The organism is Rhizobium sp. K102, from assembly GCF_022385315.1.
GTDB classification, from domain to species: Bacteria; Pseudomonadota; Alphaproteobacteria; order Rhizobiales; family Rhizobiaceae; genus Rhizobium; species Rhizobium croatiense.
In genome coordinates, this window is sequence record NZ_CP092436.1 from 2,805,758 (window position 1) to 2,830,711 (window position 24,954).

Annotated in this window: 13 protein-coding genes, 1 tRNA gene and 3 pseudogenes; 5 read left to right on the forward strand and 12 right to left on the reverse strand. The window is 62.6% G+C overall.

Annotation, left to right across the window (positions count from 1 at the left end):
• Nucleotides 1-7: 7 nt before the first annotated feature.
• Complete coding sequence (locus MHI61_RS19885) at nt 8-1,504, reverse strand: CoA-acylating methylmalonate-semialdehyde dehydrogenase (protein ID WP_239790213.1); 1,497 nt, start codon at nt 1,502-1,504, stop codon at nt 8-10.
• Between the two features lie 173 nt (nt 1,505-1,677).
• Between MHI61_RS19885 and MHI61_RS19890 the strand changes: the two genes are divergently transcribed.
• Both MHI61_RS19890 and MHI61_RS19895 read left to right on the forward strand, forming a co-directional pair.
• Entirely contained in the window at nt 1,678-1,992 is a 315-nt protein-coding gene (locus MHI61_RS19890; protein WP_239790214.1) for a putative quinol monooxygenase, read from the forward strand.
• Nucleotides 1,989-2,870 carry a LysR family transcriptional regulator gene (locus MHI61_RS19895; protein WP_239790215.1) on the forward strand — a complete coding sequence of 294 codons (882 nt, stop codon included), beginning with the start codon at nt 1,989-1,991 and terminating at the stop codon, nt 2,868-2,870. Before MHI61_RS19890 ends, MHI61_RS19895 begins: the two co-directional genes overlap by 4 nt.
• Here the strand turns inward: MHI61_RS19895 and MHI61_RS19900 are convergent.
• The 3 genes from MHI61_RS19900 to traA all read right to left on the reverse strand — a co-directional run bounded on the left by MHI61_RS19900 (nt 2,867) and on the right by traA (nt 8,722).
• Nucleotides 2,867-3,034 carry a hypothetical protein gene (locus MHI61_RS19900; RefSeq protein ID WP_096764873.1) on the reverse strand — a complete coding sequence of 56 codons (168 nt, stop codon included), beginning with the start codon at nt 3,032-3,034 and terminating at the stop codon, nt 2,867-2,869. The two genes, MHI61_RS19895 and MHI61_RS19900, sit on opposite strands and share 4 nt — an antisense overlap.
• 35 nt (nt 3,035-3,069) lie before the next feature.
• Complete coding sequence (locus tag MHI61_RS19905; RefSeq protein ID WP_239790216.1) at nt 3,070-3,507, reverse strand: DUF4174 domain-containing protein; 438 nt, start codon at nt 3,505-3,507, stop codon at nt 3,070-3,072.
• A gap of 577 nt (nt 3,508-4,084) precedes the next feature.
• A complete protein-coding gene (traA, locus tag MHI61_RS19910) occupies nt 4,085-8,722 on the reverse strand; it encodes a Ti-type conjugative transfer relaxase TraA (RefSeq protein ID WP_239790217.1) in 4,638 nt (1,545 codons plus the stop codon).
• A gap of 340 nt (nt 8,723-9,062) precedes the next feature.
• On the opposite strand from traA, the gene MHI61_RS19915 reads away from it, so the two are divergent.
• Nucleotides 9,063-9,971 carry a nucleotidyltransferase and HEPN domain-containing protein gene (locus MHI61_RS19915; RefSeq protein WP_239790218.1) on the forward strand — a complete coding sequence of 303 codons (909 nt, stop codon included), beginning with the start codon at nt 9,063-9,065 and terminating at the stop codon, nt 9,969-9,971.
• A gap of 206 nt (nt 9,972-10,177) precedes the next feature.
• Here the strand turns inward: MHI61_RS19915 and MHI61_RS19920 are convergent.
• A tRNA-His gene (locus tag MHI61_RS19920) sits at nt 10,178-10,254 on the reverse strand.
• 131 nt (nt 10,255-10,385) lie between these two features.
• The gene (locus MHI61_RS19925) at nt 10,386-10,835 is read right to left on the reverse strand and encodes a phasin (protein WP_097605737.1); all 450 of its coding nucleotides are present in this window, start codon (nt 10,833-10,835) and stop codon (nt 10,386-10,388) included.
• Between the two features lie 211 nt (nt 10,836-11,046).
• On the opposite strand from MHI61_RS19925, the pseudogene MHI61_RS19930 reads away from it, so the two are divergent.
• A pseudogene (locus MHI61_RS19930) lies at nt 11,047-14,866 on the forward strand (PAS domain-containing sensor histidine kinase).
• Nucleotides 14,867-15,195: 329 nt separating this feature from the next.
• On the opposite strand, the gene MHI61_RS19935 reads toward MHI61_RS19930, so the two are convergent.
• Nucleotides 15,196-17,148, reverse strand: coding sequence for an acetoacetate--CoA ligase (locus MHI61_RS19935; RefSeq protein WP_239790219.1), 1,953 nt, complete (start codon nt 17,146-17,148; stop codon nt 15,196-15,198).
• Nucleotides 17,149-17,382: 234 nt separating this feature from the next.
• Here MHI61_RS19935 and MHI61_RS19940 point away from each other — a divergent pair, with 234 nt between their 5' ends.
• A complete protein-coding gene (locus MHI61_RS19940; RefSeq protein ID WP_239790220.1) occupies nt 17,383-19,275 on the forward strand; it encodes an AsmA-like C-terminal region-containing protein in 1,893 nt (630 codons plus the stop codon).
• Nucleotide 19,276: 1 nt separating this feature from the next.
• Here MHI61_RS19940 and MHI61_RS19945 read toward each other — a convergent pair.
• The 5 genes and pseudogenes from MHI61_RS19945 to MHI61_RS19965 form a co-directional block, all read right to left on the reverse strand.
• A pseudogene (locus MHI61_RS19945) lies at nt 19,277-20,095 on the reverse strand (ABC transporter permease subunit).
• 8 nt (nt 20,096-20,103) lie between these two features.
• Nucleotides 20,104-21,009: pseudogene (locus tag MHI61_RS19950) on the reverse strand (ABC transporter permease subunit); the annotation flags it as partial.
• A 4-nt stretch (nt 21,010-21,013) separates the two neighbouring features.
• Nucleotides 21,014-22,156, reverse strand: coding sequence for an ABC transporter ATP-binding protein (locus MHI61_RS19955; RefSeq protein ID WP_239790221.1), 1,143 nt, complete (start codon nt 22,154-22,156; stop codon nt 21,014-21,016).
• A gap of 93 nt (nt 22,157-22,249) precedes the next feature.
• Entirely contained in the window at nt 22,250-23,347 is a 1,098-nt protein-coding gene (locus MHI61_RS19960) for a polyamine ABC transporter substrate-binding protein (RefSeq protein ID WP_222138816.1), read from the reverse strand.
• Between the two features lie 124 nt (nt 23,348-23,471).
• On the reverse strand, nt 23,472-24,881 hold the full coding sequence (locus MHI61_RS19965) for an XRE family transcriptional regulator (RefSeq protein ID WP_239790222.1): 1,410 nt from the start codon (nt 24,879-24,881) through the stop codon (nt 23,472-23,474).
• Between the last annotated feature and the right edge of the window lie 73 nt (nt 24,882-24,954).

Consider the following 24,954-nt stretch of genomic DNA (forward strand, 5'->3'; position numbering starts at 1 on the left):
GCGTGGATCACTTCATCGTCGGCATGACGAATTCGGCGCCGCTCTTGATGCCGGAGGGCCAGCGGGCGGTGACGGTCTTGGTCTTGGTCCAGAACTTGATCGAGTCTGTGCCGTGCTGGTTGAGGTCGCCGAAGCTCGATGCCTTCCAGCCGCCGAAGGAGTGGTAGGCGAGCGGAACCGGGATCGGAACGTTGATGCCGATCATGCCGATATTAATGCGCGATGCGAAATCGCGGGCGGCATCGCCGTCACGGGTGTAGATGGCGACGCCGTTGCCATATTCGTGCTTCATCGGCAGCGACAGGGCTTCCTCGTAGTTCGCGGCGCGAACGACGGAAAGGACAGGTCCGAAGATCTCGGTCTTGTAGATGTCCATCTCGGGCGTGACGTGGTCGAACAGGCAGCCGCCGACGAAATAGCCGTCTTCATAACCCTGGAGCTTGAAATCGCGCCCGTCGACGACGAGCTTGGCACCTTCCTCGATGCCGCGGTCGATCAGGCCGCGAACTCGGGTATAGGCTTCCTTGGTGACGAGCGGGCCCATGTCGGCCTTGTCGTCGGTATAGGGGCCGATGCGCAGCGATTCGATTTTCGGCGTCAGCTTCTCGACGAGGCGGTTGGCGGTTTCCTCGCCGACCGGGACGGCCACCGAGATCGCCATGCAGCGCTCGCCGGCCGAACCGTAGCCTGCGCCCATCAGCGCGTTGACGGCCTGATCCATATCGGCGTCCGGCATGATGATCATGTGGTTCTTGGCACCGCCGAAGCACTGGGCGCGCTTGCCGTTCATCGCTGCCGTGCCGTAGACATAGCGGGCAATCGGCGTCGAACCGACGAAGGAGACGGCGCCGATATCGGGATCGGTGAGGATCGCGTCGACCGCACCCTTGTCGCCGTTGACGACATTGAGGATGCCGGCCGGCAGTCCGGCCTCGATCATCAGTTCGGCGAGACGGATCGGCAAGGTGGGATCACGCTCGGATGGCTTCAGGATGAAGGCGTTGCCGCAGGCGATCGCCGGCGCGAACATCCACATCGGGATCATGCCGGGGAAGTTGAAGGGGGTGATGCCGGCGCCGATGCCGACCGGCTGGCGGATCGAATACATGTCGATCGCCGGACCCGCACCCTCGGTGAACTCGCCCTTGGCGAGATGCGGAATGCCGCAGACGAATTCGCAGACTTCGAGGCCGCGGATGACGTCGCCCTTGGCGTCCTCGATCGTCTTGCCGTGCTCCTTGGAGAGCATTTCGGCCAGTTCATCCATGTGCTTGTTCAAGAGTTCGACGAACTTGAAGAAGACGCGGGCGCGGCGCTGGGGATTGGTGGCAGCCCATTTCGGCTGCGCAGCCTTGGCGTTTTCGACGGCGGCGCGCAATTCCTCGACGCTTGCGAGTGCGACGGTCGCCTGCACTTCGCCGGTTGCCGGATTGTAGACGTTGCTGACACGGCCGCTGGTGCCGGCAACCTGCTGGCCGCCGATGAAATGTCCGATCTCACGCATGGATGTTCCTCCTGTTTGGATGGCCTACAATCGCACTTCAATTTGCACAAATCAATGCGCTGATATAAGCAACCGTTGTGCGCATATTATAGCTCGATTGTTGCATCGGGTGCTGATATTTTCAAACTTGGCACCCCATTTGAACAAGTCAAACCCAAGGAGAGCTCAAGCCGATGAGCCGGGAACCTGTCGTCAGAATGGCGGAGCTGGAGATCCATCCGGCCAAGCTGGAAGCCTACCGCGCCTTGCTTACAGAAGAAATCGAAGCGTCGCTTGCTCGGGAAGACGGCGTTCTCTCGCTCAGCGCCGTTTCCCTCCGGAACAATCCAAACCAGATCCGTATCCTCGAGGTCTACGCCGACCAGGAAGCCTATGAGGCCCATCTGCGGACACCGCATTTCCTCAAATATAAGCGGGAGACGGCCGGCATGGTGACATCGCTGACGCTCATCGATGTCGATCCGATTGTCATGCGTGCCAAGCCATGAACTGGGACGATGTCCGCATTTTCCTTGCCGTCGCCCGCACCGGGCAGATCCTTGCCGCCTCGAAGCGATTGGGGCTCAATCATGCCACGCTTTCGCGGCGGCTGACGTCGCTCGAAGAGGCGTTGAAGACGCGGCTTTTCGTCCGCCGCACGAATGGCTGCGAGCTGACGGCCGAAGGCGGGGTCTTCCTGCATGCCGCTGAGCGCATGGAAACCGAAATGCTGGCAGTGCAAGCCAATCTCGGCCACACCGACACAGCAATCGCCGGCACGGTGCGCGTCGGCGCGCCCGACGGCTTCGGCGTATCGTTTCTGGCGCCGCGCATGGGCAGGCTGATTGAGCGCCATCCGGCCTTAAAAATCCAGCTGGTGCCGGTGCCGCGCTCCTTCTCGCTGTCGCAGCGCGAGGCGGATATCGCGATCACGCTGGAGCGTCCCGAGCAGGGCCGTCTGGTTTCCTCCAAGCTCACGGACTATACGCTCGGCCTCTATGCCTCGCGCGACTATCTCGCCCGCCACGGCAGGCCTGGCGATGTCGAGGCCCTGAAGGCGCATCCGCGCATCGGCTATGTCGAGGACCTGCTCTTCACCGCCTCGCTGAACTTCTCCGGCGAGGTGATGCGCAGCTGGGACGCCGGTTTCGAAATCTCGACGGCGATCGGCCAGACGGAGGCGGTGCGATCCGGCGCCGGCATCGGCATCCTGCACGATTATATCGCCCGGCAATATCCGGAACTTCAGCGCATTCTGCCCGAAGTTTCGATCCGCCGAGCCTATTGGACGACCTATCACGAAACGGCGCGCGACCTCGTGCGCGTCCGCAGTGTCGTCGACTTCCTGCAGGAACTCGTCAGCGCCGAACGGCAGATTTTCCTTTAACGCCCGGAGGCGTGTTTGGCCGGCTCGTCATTCTCATCCGGATTGGGAACCGGCGCTTCATCCGGCAGCCTGTCCGGCTCCGGTTCGGTGATCGGCGGCACCGGCTTCCAGCCGGGGGCCGGCATCGGCGGCTGATCGGGAATGGGTTCGTTGGGCACGGACATGACCGCCTCCCTTCATGTTTTCAATGTTCGTCGGGCTATTTGTCCGGCTTCAGCGTCTCGGCAGCGCGCATCGGCATGCTGTCGATGATCGCGAAGAGCTCGCCATTGCTAATCGGCTCGCTGACCTTGAGTTTGACTGTTCCGTCCTTGCCGAGCAGGAAGGCGGCGAATTCACCGGCCTCCGACCCCTCGAGATCGTGGCGGATCGCTTCGCCGTCGAGACCATCGGCAGCGCCGAAAAGCGGCCGGACATTACCGGCCGACACCTTCAGTATCACCATATCGCGCTCTTCGAGTGCCGCGCGATCCGAAAGCAGCTGGTTTTCCTGGCGCGCCGCGCGAGCATTGTCCTTGTCGGCGAAAAGAATGAAGACACGGTTCTTCCACTGGAAGGCAGCCAAGCTCTCGACCGGCGCATAGGCGCTGTTGGTCTCATCGATTTTCGTCGCACCGTAGAGAAGGGTTTTCGACATGCATATTCTCCCGTTAACCTGGAGAACGGTGCGGATATGGCATGGGTTCCATCGAAATGACGGGACGGACGTTTCACCTGAGAGTTGGCGCGGTCGAGTACCGTCGAAACAGACCGCCCTCCTTGGCACCAGTTAGTGTTTGCCGACAGGATTGGCGGACCAATCGCATTTCCGGGATTCACCAGTGGCACTATCGACGCGCTCGTGGACGTGGGATCTCTTCAACTGTACTGCATTAACCAGAGGGTTGGGCTTGTCTCCTGCCCGGCTCTGAGGGGTGCAGAGAGTCATTGTCTCTGGCTGGGACGACGGGTTCGGGGTCTTTCCCTTTTTAATCTGCGGCGGACCCATCGTGCTCACATGGAAGATTTCTATGCTCGGTGACAAATCTGTCGGCGGCCGGACCCGATTCCCGTTCGCGAAGAGCTAGGTCCTGGTGCCGTACCAGGAGCGTTCAAGGGCTGGTCGCATTCACGCGTTTCTGCAGTGCGTATTTCCGCGAGAACCTCCTACAGCTTCACGCAGTCGAGGTTAGGTGAACGGCCGACGGCATCTCTCCTTTTTGTTTAAACGCCGTTCATATCGACTCCACGCGGGCGCGGTTGGCCGTCCGTTGGCGCCGTTCCGTTATGATCTGCTCGCTGCTCTGCAGCCGGACAGCCTGCTGCAGGACCTTCAACCTTTCCTGCATCGCCTCGAAGGCTCGGCGCTGCGCCGGCGGCACGCGGTTGACGAGATCCTTGTCACCTCGGACGAGGGCATTGCGACCGAAGCGTTCGTCGAGCGCCCGGCTGACTGCGGCAAACTCACGACCAATGCCTGGATCGAGGGAAGCGGCGGAGACGCCCAGCCTCCTGCCGTCCTTCTGTGCCGCGGCCGTCAGACGCGTCAATGCCTCTTCCGCAGCTTTCGACAAAGCAGGAATGGCAACCGCCATGCGCCGCCGCTCTTCTGTGATGACCTGACGCTCGGCATCGAGGATGTTGGCATAGGCGGCTCCGAGCGAGCGCAGACGCGCTGCGGCTTCCGGCATAGCCTGCAGTGCCTCTTTCCGCTCCCGGCCGGCAGCCAGCATCCGGTCCATGAGACGATCGGAACCGCGCAGCGCCCCGTAGGCGGCCGGGTCATTGGCCACCGCGGCGGTGATGCGATCGGCGGCAAAACCTTTCCCGAGCAGCTCCTCGATCTTGTCGACGGCGCTCGCCGGATCACGCCAGACCATTCGTGCGGCATCGGCCAGCGCGGCGCGCTGCTGGCGATAGAGAGGCGCAGCAAGAACGCGCGACCGCGCCTCGTCGTCGACCGGAATCTTGAACTCGGTGACGGCGGCAAGCATGGGCAGCAAGGCTACATTGTCTTTCTCCGCTGCGGCCTCTATCCCCGCAACGGCACTCGCGCCGGCGACGACCTTCGAGCGATCCCGACGCTCGGCAAGGTGCTGCTCCTCGGCAAAGCGCCGCACGGCTTCGAACAGCTGCGTTAGTTCTCCGCGTCGTTCATCCGTGAGGTCCCCCGGCATGCGCTCGACCATATTGCGGTCTGCGATCGCATCCGCCTTCGACGTGAAGGCGCTCCAGCCGAAGCGGGCAGATACCGCATCGCTGACGGCCTTGACTTCCTGCACGACCATTCGGTCCCCGGCGGCAAGTGCAAAGGCCGTCTTGTAGGCGTCGTCCCCGCCCTGCCTGCGCACCGCCTCGATCTCCATCAGGCGCGCCATAGCTTTGTCGGAGAGCGCCGGAACCGACAGTGACATATGCGCTCGACGTCGCTCCTCGCGCGCGTGGAACCGTTCGGCGTTCCGGCGGAACCCGGTCGCATGAGCGCGGGCCAACGGCAGCAATTCTTGCAAAGCGGCCATTGCGACTTTGCGCTCGTCACGCGCCGCCCGTCCTTCGACCATAAGATCGGAACCGCGCAGACGGCCAAGCCGATCCGGGGCTGCAGCGAGCTTGTTGGCGATCTCGCGCGGGGCGATGCTGGTATTCGATGCCAGGGCGTTCAGGGCGACAAGCGCGGCATCGGGGTCGCGATAGATCTTCTCGAGCATCGGCCACAGGATCGCCTCCCGCTCCTTCCAGGCCGGGGATGACAGCTGCGCCAGCCGCGCATCCTCGTCGACACTCCTGGCAAAGGCGGTGGCCGGCGGGATCAGATAGCGTGTATCGGGCGAGCGGACTTCCGCTGTCGTTCCGGCTCGTTGCTCGTCGTAGGAGATCCGCCGTTCGCGCTCGATCGCAAAGCCGAGCGCCACGCTTGCCCGCTCCCAGAGCTTTTCCACCTGCTCCCGCTTCGCGGCAACCCACGCCCAGCGCCGCGACAGGCTTTCCTCCATCTCGGCCGCAGCCAAAGAGAGATGCTCGATCCCCCGGCGCCTGGCGAAGTCGTCGGCCTGGGCGCGGTAGCCGGCCTCGCTCTCAAAATCGAGCGTCGTCGTCTTGGCGCCGGATCGCGACAATCGCTCGACCAGCTGCTTGAACACATCCGGCCGATGGCTTTCCCGCTCGATACGCTCCTGGCGATCCGTGGCGGTTTCGAGCTGCTTTGCCGTCCAGACGTTGCGGTCGACCTCTCTGTCCTCGTAGCGCTTCTGGCCTGTCTTCTCGTCAACAATGGGAATCTGGACCTTGACCCGCTCGATACCGTCCTTTCTGAGCATGACGGTGTCGCCTTCCAAGACGCGGGCATCCTCGAGCGCCTTCGGCAGGCTCACGCCCCAAAGCCGATGCACGACCCCGTCGTCGGTCCTGATGTCGGCATAGGGGCTGTCGTCGGCATCCTCGTCGTCGGGCCGGAATTTGGTTTCTCCGGTTTCGACAAGTTCGCCGGTGACACCCGCGGCATGATCGACACGTGCCTTGCGTCCCCATTCGGGCTTTGCCGCAAAATCCTCCTTCGCCGCATAGAGATCGGCGCGGTCGCGGTGCCTGGTCATCGACACATAGGTCAAGTGCCGATCCATCATGCCGCTGGCGAGAACGAAGGCCCGGTCGACAGTTGCGCCTTGAGACTTGTGAATGGTCGCGGCATAGCCGTGATCGACATTGCGATAACTGTCCTCGCCGAAGACGACCTTGCTGCCATTGTCGAGACGCACCGACAGCAGAACCTCGCCTTTCTCATCGCCGGTGGAAACGACCGTGCCGAGCATGCCGTTCTTGACATATTGCGGGCCAGAATGCCTGGCGCGCGGCTCGATGAAGCGGGCGTTTTCCAGGAAGATGATGCGGTCGCCGGCGGCAAACTCGCGTGCGCCCCGCTCGGTTCGGAAGCTGCGGCTTTCGCCGAGCGCCCCCTCACCTGTCATCACCGATCGCAGCGCCTCGTTCAGACGCTTGACGTCGGCGTTGGTGTGGGCGAGCACGAGCAGCTCGTCGCCGCGAAGACTGCCATCCCTGCCCTCGGAAACAGATCGACCGATTGCCTCTCTGCGCGCGTCCGTCCAATCGGCAACGATGCGATCGACGATTTCCTGGCGTGTCTGCGCCTCGACCAGGCGCCCGTGTTGGGCATAGGCGTCGAGGCCCTTGTCGACCTCGCCACGCGCAAACAGACGCGAGGCGTCGCGTGCCCATTCCTGGCGCTGGCGGCGCACGCCGGCAAGCTCAGCGAAACCGATGCGTTCGGTGATCGCCCGAAACGCCGCGCCCGCCTGGATCGGCTGCAGCTGCATCGCATCGCCGACCAGCACGACCTTCGCCTCCGCCTGCTCGACGATGTCAAGCACGCCGGCCATCTGCTGAGACGACACCATGCCGGCCTCGTCGATCACCACCACGTCGCCGCGGTGCAGCGTGTCGCGGCCACTGGCCCATGTCAGTTCCCAAGAGGCGAGTGTGCGCGACCGGATGCCGGAACTGTCTTCGAGACCTTCTGCAGCCTTGCCGGCAAGGGCGGCACCGATCACCCGGCGGCCTTGGCTTTCCCAGGCAACACGGGCAGCGGCAAGCAGCGTCGATTTGCCGGCGCCGGCAAGACCGACGATAGCAGCGATGCCGTCGTCGCCGGTGACATGGCGGATCGCATCGACCTGTTCCGGATCGAGCCGAAAGCGCTTTTGCGGATCCAACGTCTCGACGCTCTCGATCGCCATCTTCACATGCCGCTCGGAAACGCCGAAGCCGCGACGTTCCGACAAAACCCGCGCCGACTGCGCCATGTCATATTCGATGCGCAGCATAGCCCGCGTGGTGAACACCGCCGGTTCGGAGGCCTTGCCCGTCTCCGTGTCGATCTCCTGCGGCTTCAGCATGACGAGTTGGTTCGACGCCATCAGCCGCGCCCGGATGTTGGCGAAGTCGGAGGGATCGTCGACATAACGATGCAGCGCCTTGGCGATGTCGCGTTCGTCGAAGGTGGAGCGTTCGTTGACGAGCTGCGTCAACAGAAGCTCAGGCTCGGCAAGCAGCCGGTCAGCCATTTCCTGGCGGCGGGCAAGATCGGCCGGGGCGAAATAGAGCTCCCTGCCCTTTCTTGCCAGCGCCGCCTTCTCCGGTCCGAGATGCTTCTGCGCGATGCCGTCCAAACCCTGTTCGGCATAGGACCGCCCATCAAGCCGGATGTCGTGGCCGGCAAGCGCCAGGTGCCGGTTGGCGGTCTCGGCCCAGGCGATCTTCCAGGCTTTCAGGGTTTCCTTGTCGCCGCCCCAGACCTTATAGACGATCTTGCCGTTCGGCCAGTTCGGCTTGACCAGACGCAACGGTTCACCATTTTCTGCCAAAATCGGAGTGCCTTTCGGGCCGAACCCCTCCTCGGTCAGGGGCCGCAGCGTCGTCATCAGATGGATGTGCGGGTTGCCGTCCTTGTCATGATAGACCCAGTCGGCGACCATCCCCTTCGCCGTGAAATTGTCGCGGACGAATTCGCGCACCAAAGCGACGTTCTCGGCTCGCGTCAGCTCTTCCGGCAGCGCGATGATCAGTTCGCGCGCCAGCCGCGCGTCCGCCCGCGTCTCGAAAGTCTCAACGGCATTCCACAGAGCTTCGGAAGCATGAGCGACGGAACGTCCCTCGCTCGCCGACAGCAGCCAGGCCGGCGCCTGGTCCGGAAGAGCCAACTCTTCATGAACGAGTTCGGAAGCTCCGCCCCGATAGCTGAACGACGCGCCGGCCTGCTCGTCCATCATCCGCGTACGATGGCGATATGCGGCGGCCGCTACGATGTTTCGCCCGGCTCCCCGGCTTATGACCTGCGCTCTGACGAACATTATCGCCATGATTGTCCTCGTGCGGAATAGCTGCAGCAGCCGGCGGCGTCGCACTTAAAAAGTGTCGGATCGAACGACAGACGCCCTCTCGCGTTGCCCAATCGTTTTCGCGCCGAGTCTCATCAATTTCGACCAATAGACAATTATACTATTTTATGCAAGTCAGTATAATGGAATTTTGTACCACATTCCTCATTCGACGGAGTTCCAAGCCCCCCGGATCGGATGAGCCTGGTGCTCAAGCTTGAAGCTTTTCATCAATCTCTAGCGCGGGTGGCAGGGTCTTAAAATCAGGCGGTGTTAAAAATCCCGGTGGACGGTATAGGATCTTTCGCCTATCGGATTGCTCATGAAGTCGTCGCTCGATCATATGCCGCTTCGCAAACAGCGAGAACTCAGCCGGGTTCTGGAGATCCTGCACGAGGAGTTCGAAGACGTGCTGAAGGACGGCACGGCGGAATTCAAGAAGCGCGGACGCATCCTGAAGATCATCCTGTTCGGCTCCTACGCCAAGGGCGGCTGGGTGGATGAGCCGTTCACGATGAAGGGTTATCGCTCGGATTTCGATCTCCTGATCATTGTCAACAACCGCAAGCTCTGCGACTTCGCCGAGTACTGGCACAAGGCCGCCGACCGATTAATCCACGACAAGTCGATCGAAACGCCGGTGAGCTTCATCGTCCACTCCAGGCGTGAGGTGAACACCTATCTGAAGGAGGGGCAATACTTCTTCTCGGACGTCCGCAAAGAAGGCATCGTCGTATACGAACTCGATGATGAGCCACTAGCGGAACCCAAGTCTCTCTCTCCGGCAGATCTTTTTAAGGTTGCGGACGATCATTTCGAGCAGAGGTTTCGGGCAGCGACGCGCTTTCTGCAGATGGCAATGTTAGCAATTGATCGGCACTATATTGAAAACGCAGCCTTCGAGCTCCACCAATCGATAGAGCAGGCCTATTCTTGCGTCCTGCTAACGCTTACCAATTACGGCCCACCTTCCCACAACATCAAATTCCTTCGCTCTCTTGCAGAGGAACAGGACCGGCGTCTGGCAGAGGCCTTTCCTCGCGACCAACATCGAGAGCGCGCGTGGTTCAATACGCTAAACGAGGCCTATGTTAAGGCGCGGTATTCTAAGCATTTTGAGATCAGCGAGGAGGCTCTTCGATGGCTTGCAGAGCAAGCCGTCCTGCTGCTTAGCCTGGTGAAAACCGTATGCTTGGAGCAGCTAGAGAGGCTCGATGGGAACAACAGGTAACGATATCTGACGATAGAATCCCGTTGTCGTCTTACGGGACCGATCTGAGACACTGCAGCGGACTATTCAGGGAATTGTGATCAACCGTTTTCCGTCGGCTCTCCCGGGCGTGAGAAGTCAAAGGCCGCCCCTCTTGGCAGAGGGCCGAAGGTCAAGATCACCTCGGCTAAACTGATCTGTTTATGGAGAGTCAACGTAGAGAAGAATGGTACGGTTGGGGGGTCTCGAACCTCCGACCTCAGGTGCCACAAACCTGCGCTCTAACCAACTGAGCTACAACCGCATAAACCGCGCCGGGCGCGATGGGGGTCACATACGAGGACTTGGCGATGAATTCAAGCCCCATTCCTCGTCAATATACAAAAAGGCTGGACGCGGGGTCCAGCCTTTTTGTTTGCAATCGGCAAAGACCGATCAGGCAACCTTGAAGGAGGCCATGGCCTTTTCGGCGGCTTCCTTGGAGGGTTTTGCGAGCTTTTCGGCCACCTGCTTGGTGGTTTCCTGCATCGACTTCGCCTGCTCGACGGCGAGCTCGGCCTGCTTGCGCAGGAACGAGGTCTGCAGCTCGAAAAATTCGGCGGGGGACTTGACGCCGAGCAGGGCTTCCATGTGCGAGAGCGAGCTCTCGGCATTGACACGCAGAGCGTCGATCGCCTTCAGGCCGATCTCGACGGTGCCGGCCTGGGCCGTCTGGACGGTGGCTTCGAGCGTCTTGCCGGCTTCCTCGCCAGCGGTCTTCAGCTTGGCATAGGCGTCCTTCGACTGCTGAGCGCCCTTTTCAGCGAAATCACGGAAGGATTCCGCGAACTTGGAGGGGTCGAAAGAAGCGATTGAAAAAACGTCATCGGTCTTTATGGTAGCCATGTCGCATTCCTTTGGGTTGAGGCAGTCGCTGCCTGTGATCATCGAATGACGTCTATATAGGGCATTTCATTGTGCATTGCAACAATTATTGTGCAGCGCACAAGTCGTTAACCCTGTAGGCCGAAACTACCCCGCTGTTCTGGACCGGCATGCGACCTGCAGTTATTAATAAGCCGTTAATTTAGAAGGCCGACAGCGACAAGGTTCGATCATGCCTGCAGTCCAATATCCGTTCATCGATATCGCCGTGCATGCGCGGGTGCGGGAACGCTTTTCACGCGGCGAGGCGATGGTGCTGTTTTCGGCCGATCTTGCCCGGCTGCTCTGGGCGAACGGCGCGGGGGCCGAGCTTTTCGGCCATTCGGCGGTCTATGACCTGCTCGATCAAGGCGTCGACCGTACCGACATTACCTTCCGCCAGTTGGAGACGGCAGCGCGCCAGCTCGCCGATATCGGCGACAAGCGCAGCCTGATGATCCGCGTCGCCAAAGGCTTCCAGCGCGCGCAGGTGCAGGCGGCGGCCGAACTGATCCGGCTTTCCCAGGGCGAAAAGGCCATTTTATTTTCGGTGCCGGTCTCGGCAAGGCCGCTTGCATCGGACGCCTCGGCCGCCCAGATGCTGCAGGGGCTCGACGATCCCGACACGCATATGGCCGTCATCGGCGCAAATGGCGAGGTCATCGCCGCCTCGCCGGGCTTTGCCTCGCTTGCCATCTCCGGCGAGACTGCCAAGACCCTGATCAATCTTGCCGGCGCGCATCCCGACCGATTGGTGAAGCGCCCGGTTGCCACCGGCCGGGGTTATCTCCCGGCCGCGGTCGGCAAGCTTAGCGACGACCCGCCGCTCAATCTGCTGTTTGCCGTGGAGACCGCGATCGGTCATCTCGACGCGGTCGATGCGCCCGGGCTCGATTCAGTTGATGCACCTGTGCTCGACACAGTCGATGCACCCGTCCTCGACGCTGTTGATGCTCCGCCGCAGGCGGCTGACGCGCCCGCAGGGGAAGCAAGCGCACCGCCGGCCGAACTCCCCGGAAGAACCGGTCGCAGCAACCGGCTTGACCGAGATCGTCGACGCGGTGTCGGACATCGAAGAGGTCGAGGAGACCCTCGAAGAGATCGCCGTCGAAAGCGAACAGCCGGCAGAGGCGGCCGCCGCATCCGCCGACGAAACGACCGCGGAGATGCACCGGGGTGAAGACGAGGCGCCGGAAAACGATGACGGCGTAATCGACAGCGGTGCGGATGAGGCCGCCGAGCCTACCGCGCTCGTCGAAGACGGTTCGGCCCATTCGGCTGACGCGACCGCGGAAACGAACGGGACGGCAGAACCGGCCGAAGCCGGCCAGACGCCCGTAGAAGAGACGCCGGCCATGGCCAGTGAAGCGCCGGCCGCTGCGGCGCCCTTGATTTCCGACACGTCCCCTGCCCCGGCGCTTGCACCGGAGCCCGGCTTCGTCTTCCGGCCGAACAGCCGCGCCACGCGCTTCGTCTGGAAGATCGATGCGGAAGGCCGGTTCAGCGAGGTCAGCCACGAATTTGCCGAGGCCGTCGGTCCGCATGCATCCGCCATCATCGGCTCCGCCTTCAGCGATATCGCCGCCCTTTTCAACCTGGATCCGGACGGCAAGCTGTCCGAGGCGCTCGCGCGCCGCGACACATGGTCGGGCAAGACGATCCTGTGGCCGGTCGAAGGCACCAGCCTCGTCGTTCCGGTCGATCTCGCGGCACTGCCGACCTATACCCGCAACCGCGACTTCGACGGTTTCCGCGGCTTCGGCGTCGTCAGGCTCTCCGACGCGCAGGAGGATCCGCTGGCGCTTGGCCTGACGCTCGGCCCGGATGGCGTCGGCCATGATGCGGCAAGCCTCGGCCCGATCGCCGAGCCTGTCGCCGAACCGGCGCCTGACATGGAAGCCACGTCCGAGGAGGCCACGGCGGAACCGCCCGTGGCGGACGAGAACGGGCTTGAGACGCCGGCAGCAGCCGCGCCGCAGGCCGAAGAGACGGCCCCGGAAGCGGTGACCGGCGAAGGGACGAGCGTCGAGACACCCGACCGGGAAGATTCTGCAGACGAACCGCCGGCGCTTCGCATCGTCGAAACACCCAATCGCCGTTTCACCGACAAGGTCGTTCAGCTTCACAGCACGGGCGCCGCGCTGACGGCCGCCGAACAGGCGAATTTCCGCGAAATCGCCAAGCGCCTGGAAGCCTTCGGCGCCCGCAACGAAGATCCTGCCGCTCCGGCGCCGAGCGACGCCGGCGCCACGGAAACGGCGGCTTTCGAAGAGATCTCGAATCCGGAAACTTTCAAGGACGAAACGCCGCTCGCCGATACGGCCGACATCGCTTCGGCCGAGGAGCCGGCGCCGCAGGAAGCGATCTTCGAGAACGCGGCCGAGGCGCTGCAAGAGGAGGCTGAAGCGCCCGCCGCCATAGAAGAGGACGAGGCGACGGAAGGGCTCGAGGAGACGGTGAGTCAGATCGAGGTTCTCACAAGCTTCATCCCGCCGCGGGTCAAGATGACCGACGGGCTGTCGGCCGGAACGGTCGACCAACTGCCTGTCGCTGTGCTCATCCATGTCGGCGACGCGCTGATGCATGCCAATCCCGAATTCATGCGGCTGACGGGCTATTCGTCCCTCGATGCGCTGCGCGACGTGGGTGGCATCGAAGCTCTGCTGCAGCGCCGCGAACTCGAGGAGAATGCCACGGGCTCCGGCACCATGATGCTGGTCAAGGCCGACGACACGTTGACGCCGGTCACCGCTCGGCTGCAATCGGTGCGCTGGGAAGATGCCAACGCGCTGATGCTGGCGCTGATGCCGGTGGAAGGCAAGGAAGACGCCCGCGCTGACGCCGGCCGGTCCGAAGCCCGCCCCGAGCGGATGGTCGAGAAGGTGGCCAAGCTTCAGGTCGAAGTAGAGGAATTGCGCTCGATCCTGGAAACGGCGACCGACGGCGTCGTCGTCATCGGCACGGAGGGCGACATCCGCTCGATGAACCGCTCGGCCAGCGCGCTTTTCAATTATGACGAACAGGAGACGCGCGGCAAACCCTTCGTCATGCTGTTTGCCCATGAGAGCCAGAAAGCCGTTCTCGACTATCTGAACGGCCTCTCCGGCCATGGCGTCGCCAGCGTCTTGAACGACGGGCGCGAGGTGATCGGCCGCGAGGCCGCCGGCGGCTTCGTGCCGCTGTTCATGACGATGGGCCGGCTCACCTCCTCGAATGGCTATTGTGCCGTCATCCGCGATATCACCCAATGGAAGCGCACCGAGGACGAGCTGCGCAACGCCAAGGGGGCGGCCGAAACCGCCAATGCCCACAAGACCGATTTCCTCGCCCGCGTCAGCCACGAAATCCGCACGCCGCTCAACGCCATTATCGGCTTTTCCGACATGATGGCCGGCGAGCGCTTCGGTCCGATCGGCCATCCCCGCTATATCGAATATGCCAACGATATCGGCCGCTCCGGCCGACACGTCCTCGACATCGTCAACGACCTGCTCGACATTTCGAAGATCGAGGCTGGCGAGATGGATCTCGATTTTGCCGCCGTCGGCCTCAACGAGGCGGTCTCGGAGGCGGTGGCGCTGGTCCAGCCGCAGGCGAATGGCCAGCGCGTCATCATCCGCACGGCGCTGTCGCATGCGGTGCCCGATGTCGTGGCCGATCTGCGCTCGATCAAGCAGATCGCGCTCAACATCCTGTCGAACGCCATCCGCTTTACCCCGTCGGGCGGGCAGATCGTCGTCTCCACCTCCTACGAGGCGAATGGCAGCGTGGTGTTGCGGGTCCGCGATACCGGCATCGGCATGACGCGCGCCGAGCTCGACCATGCGATGAAGCCGTTCCGGCAGGTCTCCTCGACGCAGTCGCGCCATCGCGGCGACGGCACCGGGCTCGGCCTGCCGCTGACCAAGGCGATGGTCGATGCCAACCGGGCGACATTCTCGATCAATTCGGCGCCGAACGAAGGCACGCTCGTCGAAATCACCTTCCCGTCGCAGCGCGTGCTGGCCGGCTGATCCTTAATCTCGGGCGCAGCGAAAAAAAGGCAGCCAGAGGCTGCCTTTAAATTTGGTGCTGTTCAACAAGAGCTCAGTCGATCAACGTCATGTTTCGTAAGCCCGCCTGCATGATTCCTAAATCGGAATCGATTTCAGGAATCATGCAGCAACTTAAAGTGCTACAGCGTCCTTTGCGCGTCTGAAACGCGCGGCACTGTAGGGCTTCAGGCCGCCTCGTTCATGTGCGGCCCCCAAGTTACTCCAACCTTTGCCTAACCTTTCTTAACGAAAGGTTTCCATGACAGGGGATTGCTGAATGGTGAAAGCTTGTGGTTTACGATTCCTTATCAGTCCTTGAGTTCGCTCAAGCCCGCAAAGAGCCGCAGCGCCTCGGGATTGGCGAGCGCTTCCTGGTTTTTCACCGGCCGGCCATGCACAACCTCGCGCACCGCAAGCTCGACGATCTTGCCTGACTTGGTGCGGGGAATATCGGCAACGGCGATGACCTTGGCCGGCACATGGCGCGGCGAGGCGCCGGTGCGTATCCGTGTCTTGATCGCCTTGACCAGATCCTCGGTCAGCGTCACGCCCGCTGCCAGGCGAACGAAAAGGATGACGCGCACGTCATCATCCCATTCCTGGCCGATGCACAGCGCCTCGGCCACCTCCGCCATCTGCTCGACCTGATTATAGATCTCGGCCGTGCCGATGCGCACGCCGCCGGGATTGAGCGTCGCATCCGAGCGGCCGTGGATGATCAAGCCGCCATGTTCCGTCCATTCGGCAAAATCGCCGTGGCACCAGACATTGTCGAACCGGTCGAAATAGGCGGCGCGATATTTGGCGCCGTCGAGATCGTTCCAGAACATGATCGGCATCGAGGGGAAGGCCTTGGTGCAGACGAGTTCGCCCTTCTCGCCGCGCACCGGCTTGCCGTCATCGTTCCAGACGTCGACGGCAAGGCCGAGGCCTGGCCCCTGGATCTCGCCCCGCCAGACCGGCTGCAGTGGATTGCCGAGCACGAAACAGGAGACGATATCGGTGCCGCCGGAGATCGAGGCGAGTTGCACATCTGCCTTGATGCCCTCATAGACGAAGGTGAATCCTTCGGGCGACAACGGCGAGCCGGTCGAGGTCATCAGTCGCAGGCTGGAGAGATCGTGGCTTTGGCGCGGCGTCAGCCCGCTCTTGCGCACCGCATCGATATATTTCGCGGAGGTGCCGAAGATCGCGAATTTTTCGGCCTCGGCATAGTCGAACAGCACGTTGCCGTCGGGCGCAAACGGCGATCCGTCGAACAGGCAGAGCGTGGCGCCGCTGGCAAGACCGCTGACCAGCCAGTTCCACATCATCCAGCCGCAGGTGGTGAAGTAGAAGAGCCTCTCGCCGGCCTCGAGGCCGCAATGCAGCCGCTGCTCCTTGAGGTGCTGCAACAGCGTGCCGCCGGCCGAATGAACGATGCATTTCGGCACGCCCGTCGTGCCGGAGGAAAAGAGGATGTAGAGCGGATGGGCGAAGGCGAGCGGCGTGAACTCGACCTCTCTTGCAGCATAGGGGGCGACGAAGGCCTCCAGCGTCGAAGCGCCAGGCGTTGCGCGCGCCACCGCGTCCGCGTCGCCGGCATAGTGGACGACGATCGTCGGGACGCCCAGGCTTTTCGCCACCGCGGCGACTTTGGCCCCGACATCCTGCAGCTTACCCGAATACCAATAGGCATCGCAAGCGATGAAGAGCTTCGGGCCGATCTGGCCGAAACGGTCGAGCACGCCCTGTTCGCCGAAATCGGGGGAGCAGGACGACCAGATGGCGCCGATCGAGGCGGCCGCCAGCATGGCGGCGACGGTCTCCGGCATGTTCGGCATCATGGCGGCGATGCGGTCGCCTTCGCCGATACCCTGCGCCTTGAAGGCCTGCTGCAGCCTCGAGACCAGCGCGCGCAGCCGATCCCACGACCAGCGATCCTCGACCTTATCCTCGCCGCGAAAGAGGATGGCGTCGCCCTCGCCGCGGCCGGGCAGCAGGTTTTCGGCGAAGTTCAGCGTCGCCTCGGGAAAGAAGCGGGCGCCGAGCATGCTGTCGCCGTCGATCAGCACTTCCCCGCCACGTTTTCCCTTCACGCCGCAGAAATCCCAGACGGTCGACCAGAATTTCTCCCGCTCGGCGACAGACCATGCATGCAGGTCCTCAAAGCCCGAAAGCGATAGCCCGAAGTCTGCATTGCAGCGCGCCATAAAGGCATGGATCGGGCTTTTTGCGACGGCTACGTCCGATGGCACCCAAAGTGGTCTGTTGTCCTGCATTCAAATCCTCCTCCCCAATCTCGCCTTTATATCATGCTGCATTGCATTATAAAGGGCGGAACCCGAGCGCATCCAAAGTCCGGCGAACAGGGCGGAAAGCGCAACCGATCTCAGCGTCGATTCAAAATACCCGCGCACACGCGGCGCTGGAGGGATTTGCATCTGCCCGATATTTCCTATATCCGGCGAAATCAGCGCTTAACGGCTTAACCGGCTGAATGACCGGCGGAGATCATGGGTACGTCAAGACATCGCAGGTGGCGCAGGAAGATCGGACCCGTTTCGCGCTGGCTGCCGGCCTTCGCGCGTGTTTCGACCGTGCTGCTGCTGATCGCGCTTGGGCTTTTCGTGGCGCTGAGGGTGGCCGCGCCCTATCTCATCACGACCGGTTTCGTGCGCTCCGGCATCGAGGACGCGCTGTCGAAATGGACGGGCTATCAGGCCGAGATCGAAGGCAATCCGGTTCTCGAATTCTGGCCGACGCCACGCATCACGCTGAACGAGGTTACGATCCGCCAGCCGCGCGAAAGCGGCGATAAACTGCTCGGCAGCATCGAAAGCCTGTCGGCCGATTTCAGCCTCATCGATGCGCTGAGAGGCCGGACGAGTTTCCACGAATTCCATCTGCTGCGCCCCAACTTGGCGCTGACGCGTGACGAAAAAGGCCTGATCGACTGGAGTTATGCCGGCCTGCTCGCCCGTGCGATCAGCGGCGTGCGCTACGAAAACGGAGCCGAGGTGCTCGATCCGGCTCTCGATGCCGAGATTGGCGCGGTGACCGTCGAGGACGGCACGCTTGCGGTCACCGACATCGGGAGCGCCAAGACCTACAATTTCGACAGCGTCACGGCCGACATCGCCTGGCCGCGGCTCTCAGGCGCGATCTCGGCCGTCGTCATCGCCCGCATCGACGGCGAGGACCTGAAGGTCGATTTCGCCTCGCGCCAGCCGCTGCTCGTTTTTGCCGGCAAGAGCGCCGAGACGCGGGCATCGCTGACGTCAAACCTGCTGACGGCGCGTTTCCAGGGAATTGCCAGCATCGCCCGCCTTTCGGCCGTTTCCGGCAATATCGCCGCAAGCATTCCCGATGTGCCGGCGCTTCTCACATGGTCGGGCAAATCGATCCCCGGCATCGGAACGCTGAAGAGCGCATCGCTGGAATCCGACATCATGTCGTCGGGGAGCGGCCTGCGCTTCAACGATCTCAGCCTGTCGCTGAACGAGGCAAGCGCTACCGGCGTGATGGATCTTTCGACCGTGCCCGGCAGACGGCCGAAGATCGGCGGCACGCTTGCCTTCGACCAGATGAACCTCAAACCTTTCCTCGATGCCTTTGCGCTCAGGCTCGCCGCCGGCGAGGCAGAGGAAATCTCCAAAGGCATGCGCGAACCGCTGCAACTGCTTGACATCGACGTCAGACTTTCGGCGCGGCGCGCGCAGATGGGCCTCTTCGAGCTTTCCGATGTCGGCGCCAGCATGATCGTGACCGGCGGCGAGGCGAAATTAGATATCGGCGACAGCGCCTTCGAAGGCGGCGAGCTGACCGCACATCTGGAGGCGACGCAGCGTGATTTCGACGGCGGCGGCAAACTGCAGCTGTCGATCCGCGATGCCGACTTCGCCGCTCTTGCCGAGCGCCTGCAGCTCAAAGGGCCGCTGCCGCTTGCGACGGCATCGCTCGATCTCGACCTGCAGTCGCCAAAAGCGATCTGGACGACCGGCCTTGCCGACGTCACCGGCAGGCTGCACTTCTGGACGAAGGAGGGCGCGATCCCCGGCATCGACGCCGCAGCGCTGCGGAGCCAGGCCGCCGAAAAGCCGTTCTTTCCGCTGAGCGCGGCGGCGAACGGCGCCTTTGCCTTCAGCCGGCTCGATCTTCAGGCCGATTTCGCCAATGGCTCGGCCGAGATCCACGACGCCGATATCGCCGGGCCCACACAGACGCTGACACTTTCCGGCGTCATCACCTACCAGTCGAACGGGCTGGCGCTTTCCGGCTCACTGGAGGCCACCGATCCGGCCAAGGCGGCCGAGCTGCCGCTTCTGCCGTTCTTCATCGGCGGCTCATGGCCAAATCCGGTCATTTCGCCGGTGCCGCTGTTCGGCAATACGCCTCACGCGCAGTAAATCAGGCTCCGGCGGCGGCCGCGCGCTCGTCCCGATCACGCTGGATTTCGCGGCGCTTGGTGATGATCGAGGCGCAGACGACGCCGATCGCGACGATGCCGATCAGGATGGTGCAGACCGCATTGATCTCCGGCGTCACGCCGAGGCGCACTTGGCTGTAGATCTTCATTGGCAGCGTGGTTGCGCCCGGGCCCGAGGTGAAGCTTGCGATCACCAGGTCATCCAGCGACAGGGTGAATGCCAGGATCCACCCCGAAAACACGGCCGGCGAGATGATCGGCAGGGTAATTTCGAAGAAGGTGCGCACCGGCGGCGCCCCAGATCCTGCGCCGCTTCCTCGATCGACTGATCGAAGCTCAGGAGCCGTGACTGCACGACGACGGCGACGAAGCACATGGTCAGCGTCGTATGCGCCAGCGTGATCGTCCAGAAGCCGCGGTCGAAACCGATTGCCACGAAAAGCAGCAGCAGCGACAGGCCGGTGATGACCTCGGGCATGACGAGCGGCGCATAGACCATGCCTGAGAAAAGCATGCGGCCGCGAAAGCGGGTGTAACGCACCAGCGTCAGCGCCGCCATCGTGCCGAGGACGGTGGCGAAGGTGGCCGACAGCAGACCGACGCGGATCGTCACCCAGGCGGCGTCGAGCAGGGCCTGGTTCGACAGCAGCGAGACGTACCATTTGGTCGAGAAGCCGCCCCAGACGGTAACGAGCTTCGAACTCGTTGAAGGAAAAGATCACCAACAGCACGATCGGCAGATAGAGGAAGGCAAAGCCGAGCACGACGGAGATGACGTTGAAACGGGTCCACCGCAGCATGGTCTATCTCCCCGCTCTTCGGCCTTGGCCTGTGCATTCTGAAAGAAGACGATCGGGATCACCAGGATCATGAGCAGGATGGTTGCGACCGCCGAGGAGACCGGCCAGTCGCGATTGGCATTGAACTCGTTCCACAGCGTCTTGCCGATCATCAGTGTCTGCGACCCGCCGAGAAGATCAGGGATGACGAATTCGCCGACGGCGGGGATGAAGACCAGCATACAGCCTGCCACCACGCCTGGGATCGACAGCGGGAAAGTGACGCGCCAGAAGGCCCGGATCGGCGTGCAGCCGAGATCCTGGGCCGCCTCGATCAGCGTGCCGTCCATCTTTTCGAGCGACGAATAGAGCGGCAGCACCATGAAGGGCAGGTAGGAATAGACGATACCGATATAGACGGCCGTCGGGGTGTTGAGAATGATCAGCGGCGTGTCGATGATATGCAGCGACAGGAGGAGCTGGTTCAGCAATCCCTCGGGCTTCAGGATGGCAATCCACGCATAGACGCGGATCAGAAAGCTCGTCCAGAACGGCAGGATGACGAGCATCAGCAGCGTCGGGCGGATGGTGCGCGGCGCCTGCGCCATGCCATAGGCGATCGGATAGGCGATCAGCAACATCAGCAGGGTCGAGATACCGGCGATGGTGACGCTCGACAGATAAGCGTTGAAGTAGAGAGGATCGTCGGTGAGATAGCCGTAATTGTCGAAGGAGAAGGTCGCGACCTTGCTCCAGAAACCGCTCCAGCCATCGGCAAAAGAGAAGACCGGCTCATAGGGCGGTATCGCGATCGCCGTCGTCGACAGCGAGATGCGGAAGACGATGAAGAACGGCGCCAGAAAGAAGAGCAGCAGCCAAGCATAGGGAATGACGATGACGAGGCGGTTATAGAAGCGTGATGCCAGCGTTCCCATGATCTCAATCCTTCAGCAGCACGCCGCCGTCTTCATCGAAGGAGACCCAGACGTCCTGATCGTAGGTGAAAGGGTCTTCGACGGAGCGTTGCGCGTTGAGGGAAGAGGCTCTGACGAATTTGCCGCTCGGCAGCTTGATGTGGAAGATGGTCATGTCGCCGAGATAGCCGATATCCCAGATCTCGCCCTTGGCCGCGTTGACCGCGGCGTTCGCCGGCGCCGCGCGGCTGACGCGGATCTTCTCGGGGCGGATGGCAAAACCGGCCGTGCTGCCGATCGCCGGGGCACTTGCGGCGGCGATGCGGATGGTGAAACCGCTGTCGACGGCGATCTCGGTTGCGCCGCTCCCCGATGTCGTCACCTTGCCGTCGAAGATATTCACGTCGCCGATGAAATCCGCCACGAAGCGGGAATTCGGCGCCTCGTAGATTTCTGCCGGAGTCGCCACCTGCACGACCTTGCCGTGGCTCATGACGGCAATACGGTCGGCCATGGTCATCGCCTCTTCCTGGTCATGGGTGACGACGACGAAGGTGAGACCGAGGCTTTGCTGCAGGTCCATCAGTTCGAACTGGGTTTCCTCGCGCAGCTTCTTGTCGAGCGCGCCGAGCGGTTCGTCGAGCAGCAGCACTTTCGGGCGCTTGGCGAGCGAACGGGCGAGCGCCACGCGCTGACGCTGGCCGCCGGAGAGCTGGTTCGGCTTGCGGGAGGCAAATTGCTCGAGCTTGACGAGTTTCAGCATCTGCGCGACGCGCTCGGCCATTTCGTCCTTCGGCATGCCGTCTTGCTTCAGGCCGAAGGCGATGTTCTTCTCGACGGTCATGTGCGGGAAAAGCGCGTAGGACTGGAACATCATATTGACCGGCCGCCTGTAGGGCGGCGTGCCGGCGAGATCGGTGCCGTCGAGAACGATTTCGCCGGATGTCGGCTGCTCGAAGCCGGCGAGCATGCGCAGAAGCGTCGACTTGCCGCAGCCGGACGCGCCGAGCAGCGCGAAGAACTCGCGGTGATAGATGTTCAGCGACAGGTCGTTGACAGCGGTAAAATCGCCGAAGCGCTTGGTGACATTCTTGAAGGCAATGAACGGTTTTGCGGACGGATCGGTCCAAGGCGCGAAAGTGCGGCGGATATTGCCTAAGGATTTCATATTATTCCCCGAAAAATATGCGTATTCGGCTGGCCTCCACCCAGGGCCGCCAATTGAAAGGCCCGGACGTTGCCGTCCGGGCCTGGCATTGACTTACTGGCCGGTGACGACCTTCGTCCAGATCCGCGTCGCCGTGCGCTGGGTCTTCGGGTCCCACGGCTTGACGGTGAACAGGTTCTTCATCACCTCTTCGGTCGGATAGATAGCCGGATCGTTCAGCACGTCCTTGCTGACGAACTGCTGCGAGGCCTTGTTGCCGTTGGCATAGAAGGTGTGATCGCTCGCCTTGGCGATGACCTCGGGCTTCATCATGTAGTTCAGGAACTCATGCGCTTCGGCCACATGCTTGGCATCGGCGGGGATCGCCATCATGTCGAACCACATCTGGGCGCCCTGTACGGGGATCGAGTAGTTGACCTCGACGCCGTTCTTGGCTTCGGCCGCACGGTCGCGGGCCTGCAGCATGTCGCCGGAATAGCCGAAGGCGATGCAGATATCGCCGTTGGCAAGGGCGTTGATATATTCGGACGAATGGAACTTGCGGATATAGGGGCGGACCGCCGTCAGCAGTTCCTCGACTTTCTTGAAATCCTCGGCCTTGGTCGAGTTCGGATCGAGGCCGAGATAGCGCAGCGCCGTGGTCATGACGTCCTTCGGCGTGTCGAGCACGTAGATGCCGCAGTCCTTGAACTTTTCGGCGACCTTCGGATCGAAGATCACTTCGAGGCCGGGCTTGGCATCGGGACCCAGGATTTCAGCGACCTTTTTGACGTTGTAGCCGATGCCGTCGGTGCCCCACATGTAATCGACGGCATATTCATTGCCCGGATCGTATGCAGCGGTGCGCTGCTGGATCACGTCCCACATGTTGGAAAGGTTCGGCAGCTTCGACTTGTCGAGCTTCTGGAAGACGCCGGCCTGGATCTGGCGCTGCAGGAAGTCGGCGGTGGGAACGACGACGTCATAACCGGTGCCGCCGGCGAGCAGCTTAGTTTCGACGGTCTCGTTCGAATCGAAGGTGTCGTAGACGACCTTGATGCCGGTTTCCTTGGTGAAGTCGGTCAGGATGCTGTCGTCGATATAATCCGACCAGTTGTAGACATTGACCACGCGCTCCTGGGCAAAGGCCGGAGCGGCGGCAAAGAGCGCGGCGATGGCGGCGGCCGTCACACTTGCGATGGTTGACCTCATGACTTCTCCTGCTTGTTCAAAGCGTCCGCATCCCCGGACGTCTTTTCCCTCTGGTTTGCCCGCAGACTAAGAAGGAATTTGTAAGCCCACAAGCGCAAAAACTGCGCTGTCGACTATTTCACAATCACTGGAAGTCGAAGGCGCTGAGCCCCGCCACCATCTCGTCGAGCCCGAGTGGTCTCGTCACCGGCGGCTCGGCGCGGGAAAGGCAGCCGCGCCGCTCGCAGAGGCGACAGGCCGGGCCGATCGCGACCGGATCGACCGCCGTTATCTGCCCGTAGGCCAGGCCGTCTGCAAGGGCGGCGTCACAGCCGATCAGGATCGCCGTGCGCCTGACCCTTTCGCCGAATTCGACGCTCGGCCCCTCGAGCGTGCGGGCGACCGTCAGGAAGGATGCTCCATCTGGCATGACCACCGTCTCGGCAAGAATCTGGCCCGGCTGCAGGAAGCAGGCGTGGATATTGAGCTTCGGACAGCCGCCGCCGAAATGGGCCTGCGGAAAGCCCTGGGCGCCGCCTCGCCGCAGCCGGTGGCCGGCGGCATCGATCTCCATCATGAAGAAGGGGATGGCTGCCGCCCCCGGCCGCTGCAGCATGGTCAGACGCGTCGCGGCATGCCCGAAAGAGACGCCGAAGCGGGCGCGCAGAATGTCGATATCGCAGCGCGTCGCCTTCGCCGCCGCCAGGAAAGCCTCATAGGGCATGGCGAGCGCCAGGGCCGCGATGCGGGCCAGCTCGAAGCGGGCGATGCGGCGCGCCTCGGCGGAGGAGAGCGAGAGATCGTCGAGCTCGGCATCGATCGCCGACAGCAAAGCGAGGTTGGCGGCCTCGATAGCGATCTCATGCGCACGGTCGGCCGGCGACAGGCGCTCGGAAATGAAAAGCCGCATCGAATGCCGGTCGAAACGGCGGCGCAGATCCGGCATGACATGCACCGGCAGGACGCGCACCGCAATGCCGCGCTCGGCGCGCAGCCAGTCCTTCAGCCCGGCGGCAAGATCGGCGCCGCCGGGAAGCGTCGCGGCAAAGGCTTCCGCCGCCGTCTCGATCCGTCCGAAATAGGCCGATCTGCGCTCCAGCGTCTCGCGCAGCTCGTCGAGCGGCAACCGGCCGGCGGCGACCGGTGCATGCCCTTCGGCCGCCATCAGCGCCGTCAGGTCCGACAGCCGGGCGGCCTGTTCGCGATAGGCGCGATAGAGCTTGATCATGCCGGCCGCGGCATTGGGTGCGGCCTCGGCCACTTCCACCAGTTCCTGGTCGCCGGGCAATTCGCCTGCAAGCAGCGGATCGGCAAAGACCTCCTTCAGCTGGCCGAGGCTGCCGCCGGTCTGGCCGCGCAACTCCTCCAGATCGACCTTGTAGACGGCCGCGAGCTTCAACAGCAGCTGCACCGTCAACGGCCGCTGGTTGCGCTCGATCAGATTCAGGTAAGAGGGTGATATTTCGAGCGCCTCGGCCATGGCGGTCTGCGTCAGCGCCAGCGCATTGCGGATGCGCCGCAACTTCGGGCCTGCGAAAATCTTCCGTTCCGCCATTGTCACACCCTTTGACAGGCACGCGGCACCAACGTTTACAAAATTTTACAAATTCACAGCGCCGCTCTGTCAA

Excerpts from the sequence above, each read along its gene's own strand:
- MHI61_RS19890 (WP_239790214.1), top strand. The coding sequence starts at position 1,678 with ATGAGCCGGGAACCTGTCGTCAGAATGGCGGAGCTGGAGATCCATCCG.
- MHI61_RS19900 (WP_096764873.1), bottom strand. The coding sequence starts at position 3,034 with ATGTCCGTGCCCAACGAACCCATTCCCGATCAGCCGCCGATGCCGGCC.
- traA (WP_239790217.1), bottom strand. The coding sequence starts at position 8,722 with ATGGCGATAATGTTCGTCAGAGCGCAGGTCATAAGCCGGGGAGCCGGG.
- MHI61_RS19915 (WP_239790218.1), top strand. The coding sequence starts at position 9,063 with ATGAAGTCGTCGCTCGATCATATGCCGCTTCGCAAACAGCGAGAACTC.
- MHI61_RS19955 (WP_239790221.1), bottom strand. The coding sequence starts at position 22,156 with ATGAAATCCTTAGGCAATATCCGCCGCACTTTCGCGCCTTGGACCGAT.
- MHI61_RS19935 (WP_239790219.1), bottom strand. The coding sequence starts at position 17,148 with ATGCAGGACAACAGACCACTTTGGGTGCCATCGGACGTAGCCGTCGCA.
- MHI61_RS19940 (WP_239790220.1), top strand. The coding sequence starts at position 17,383 with ATGGGTACGTCAAGACATCGCAGGTGGCGCAGGAAGATCGGACCCGTT.
- MHI61_RS19905 (WP_239790216.1), bottom strand. The coding sequence starts at position 3,507 with ATGTCGAAAACCCTTCTCTACGGTGCGACGAAAATCGATGAGACCAAC.
- MHI61_RS19960 (WP_222138816.1), bottom strand. The coding sequence starts at position 23,347 with ATGAGGTCAACCATCGCAAGTGTGACGGCCGCCGCCATCGCCGCGCTC.
- MHI61_RS19965 (WP_239790222.1), bottom strand. The coding sequence starts at position 24,881 with ATGGCGGAACGGAAGATTTTCGCAGGCCCGAAGTTGCGGCGCATCCGC.
- MHI61_RS19895 (WP_239790215.1), top strand. The coding sequence starts at position 1,989 with ATGAACTGGGACGATGTCCGCATTTTCCTTGCCGTCGCCCGCACCGGG.
- MHI61_RS19885 (WP_239790213.1), bottom strand. The coding sequence starts at position 1,504 with ATGCGTGAGATCGGACATTTCATCGGCGGCCAGCAGGTTGCCGGCACC.
- MHI61_RS19925 (WP_097605737.1), bottom strand. The coding sequence starts at position 10,835 with ATGGCTACCATAAAGACCGATGACGTTTTTTCAATCGCTTCTTTCGAC.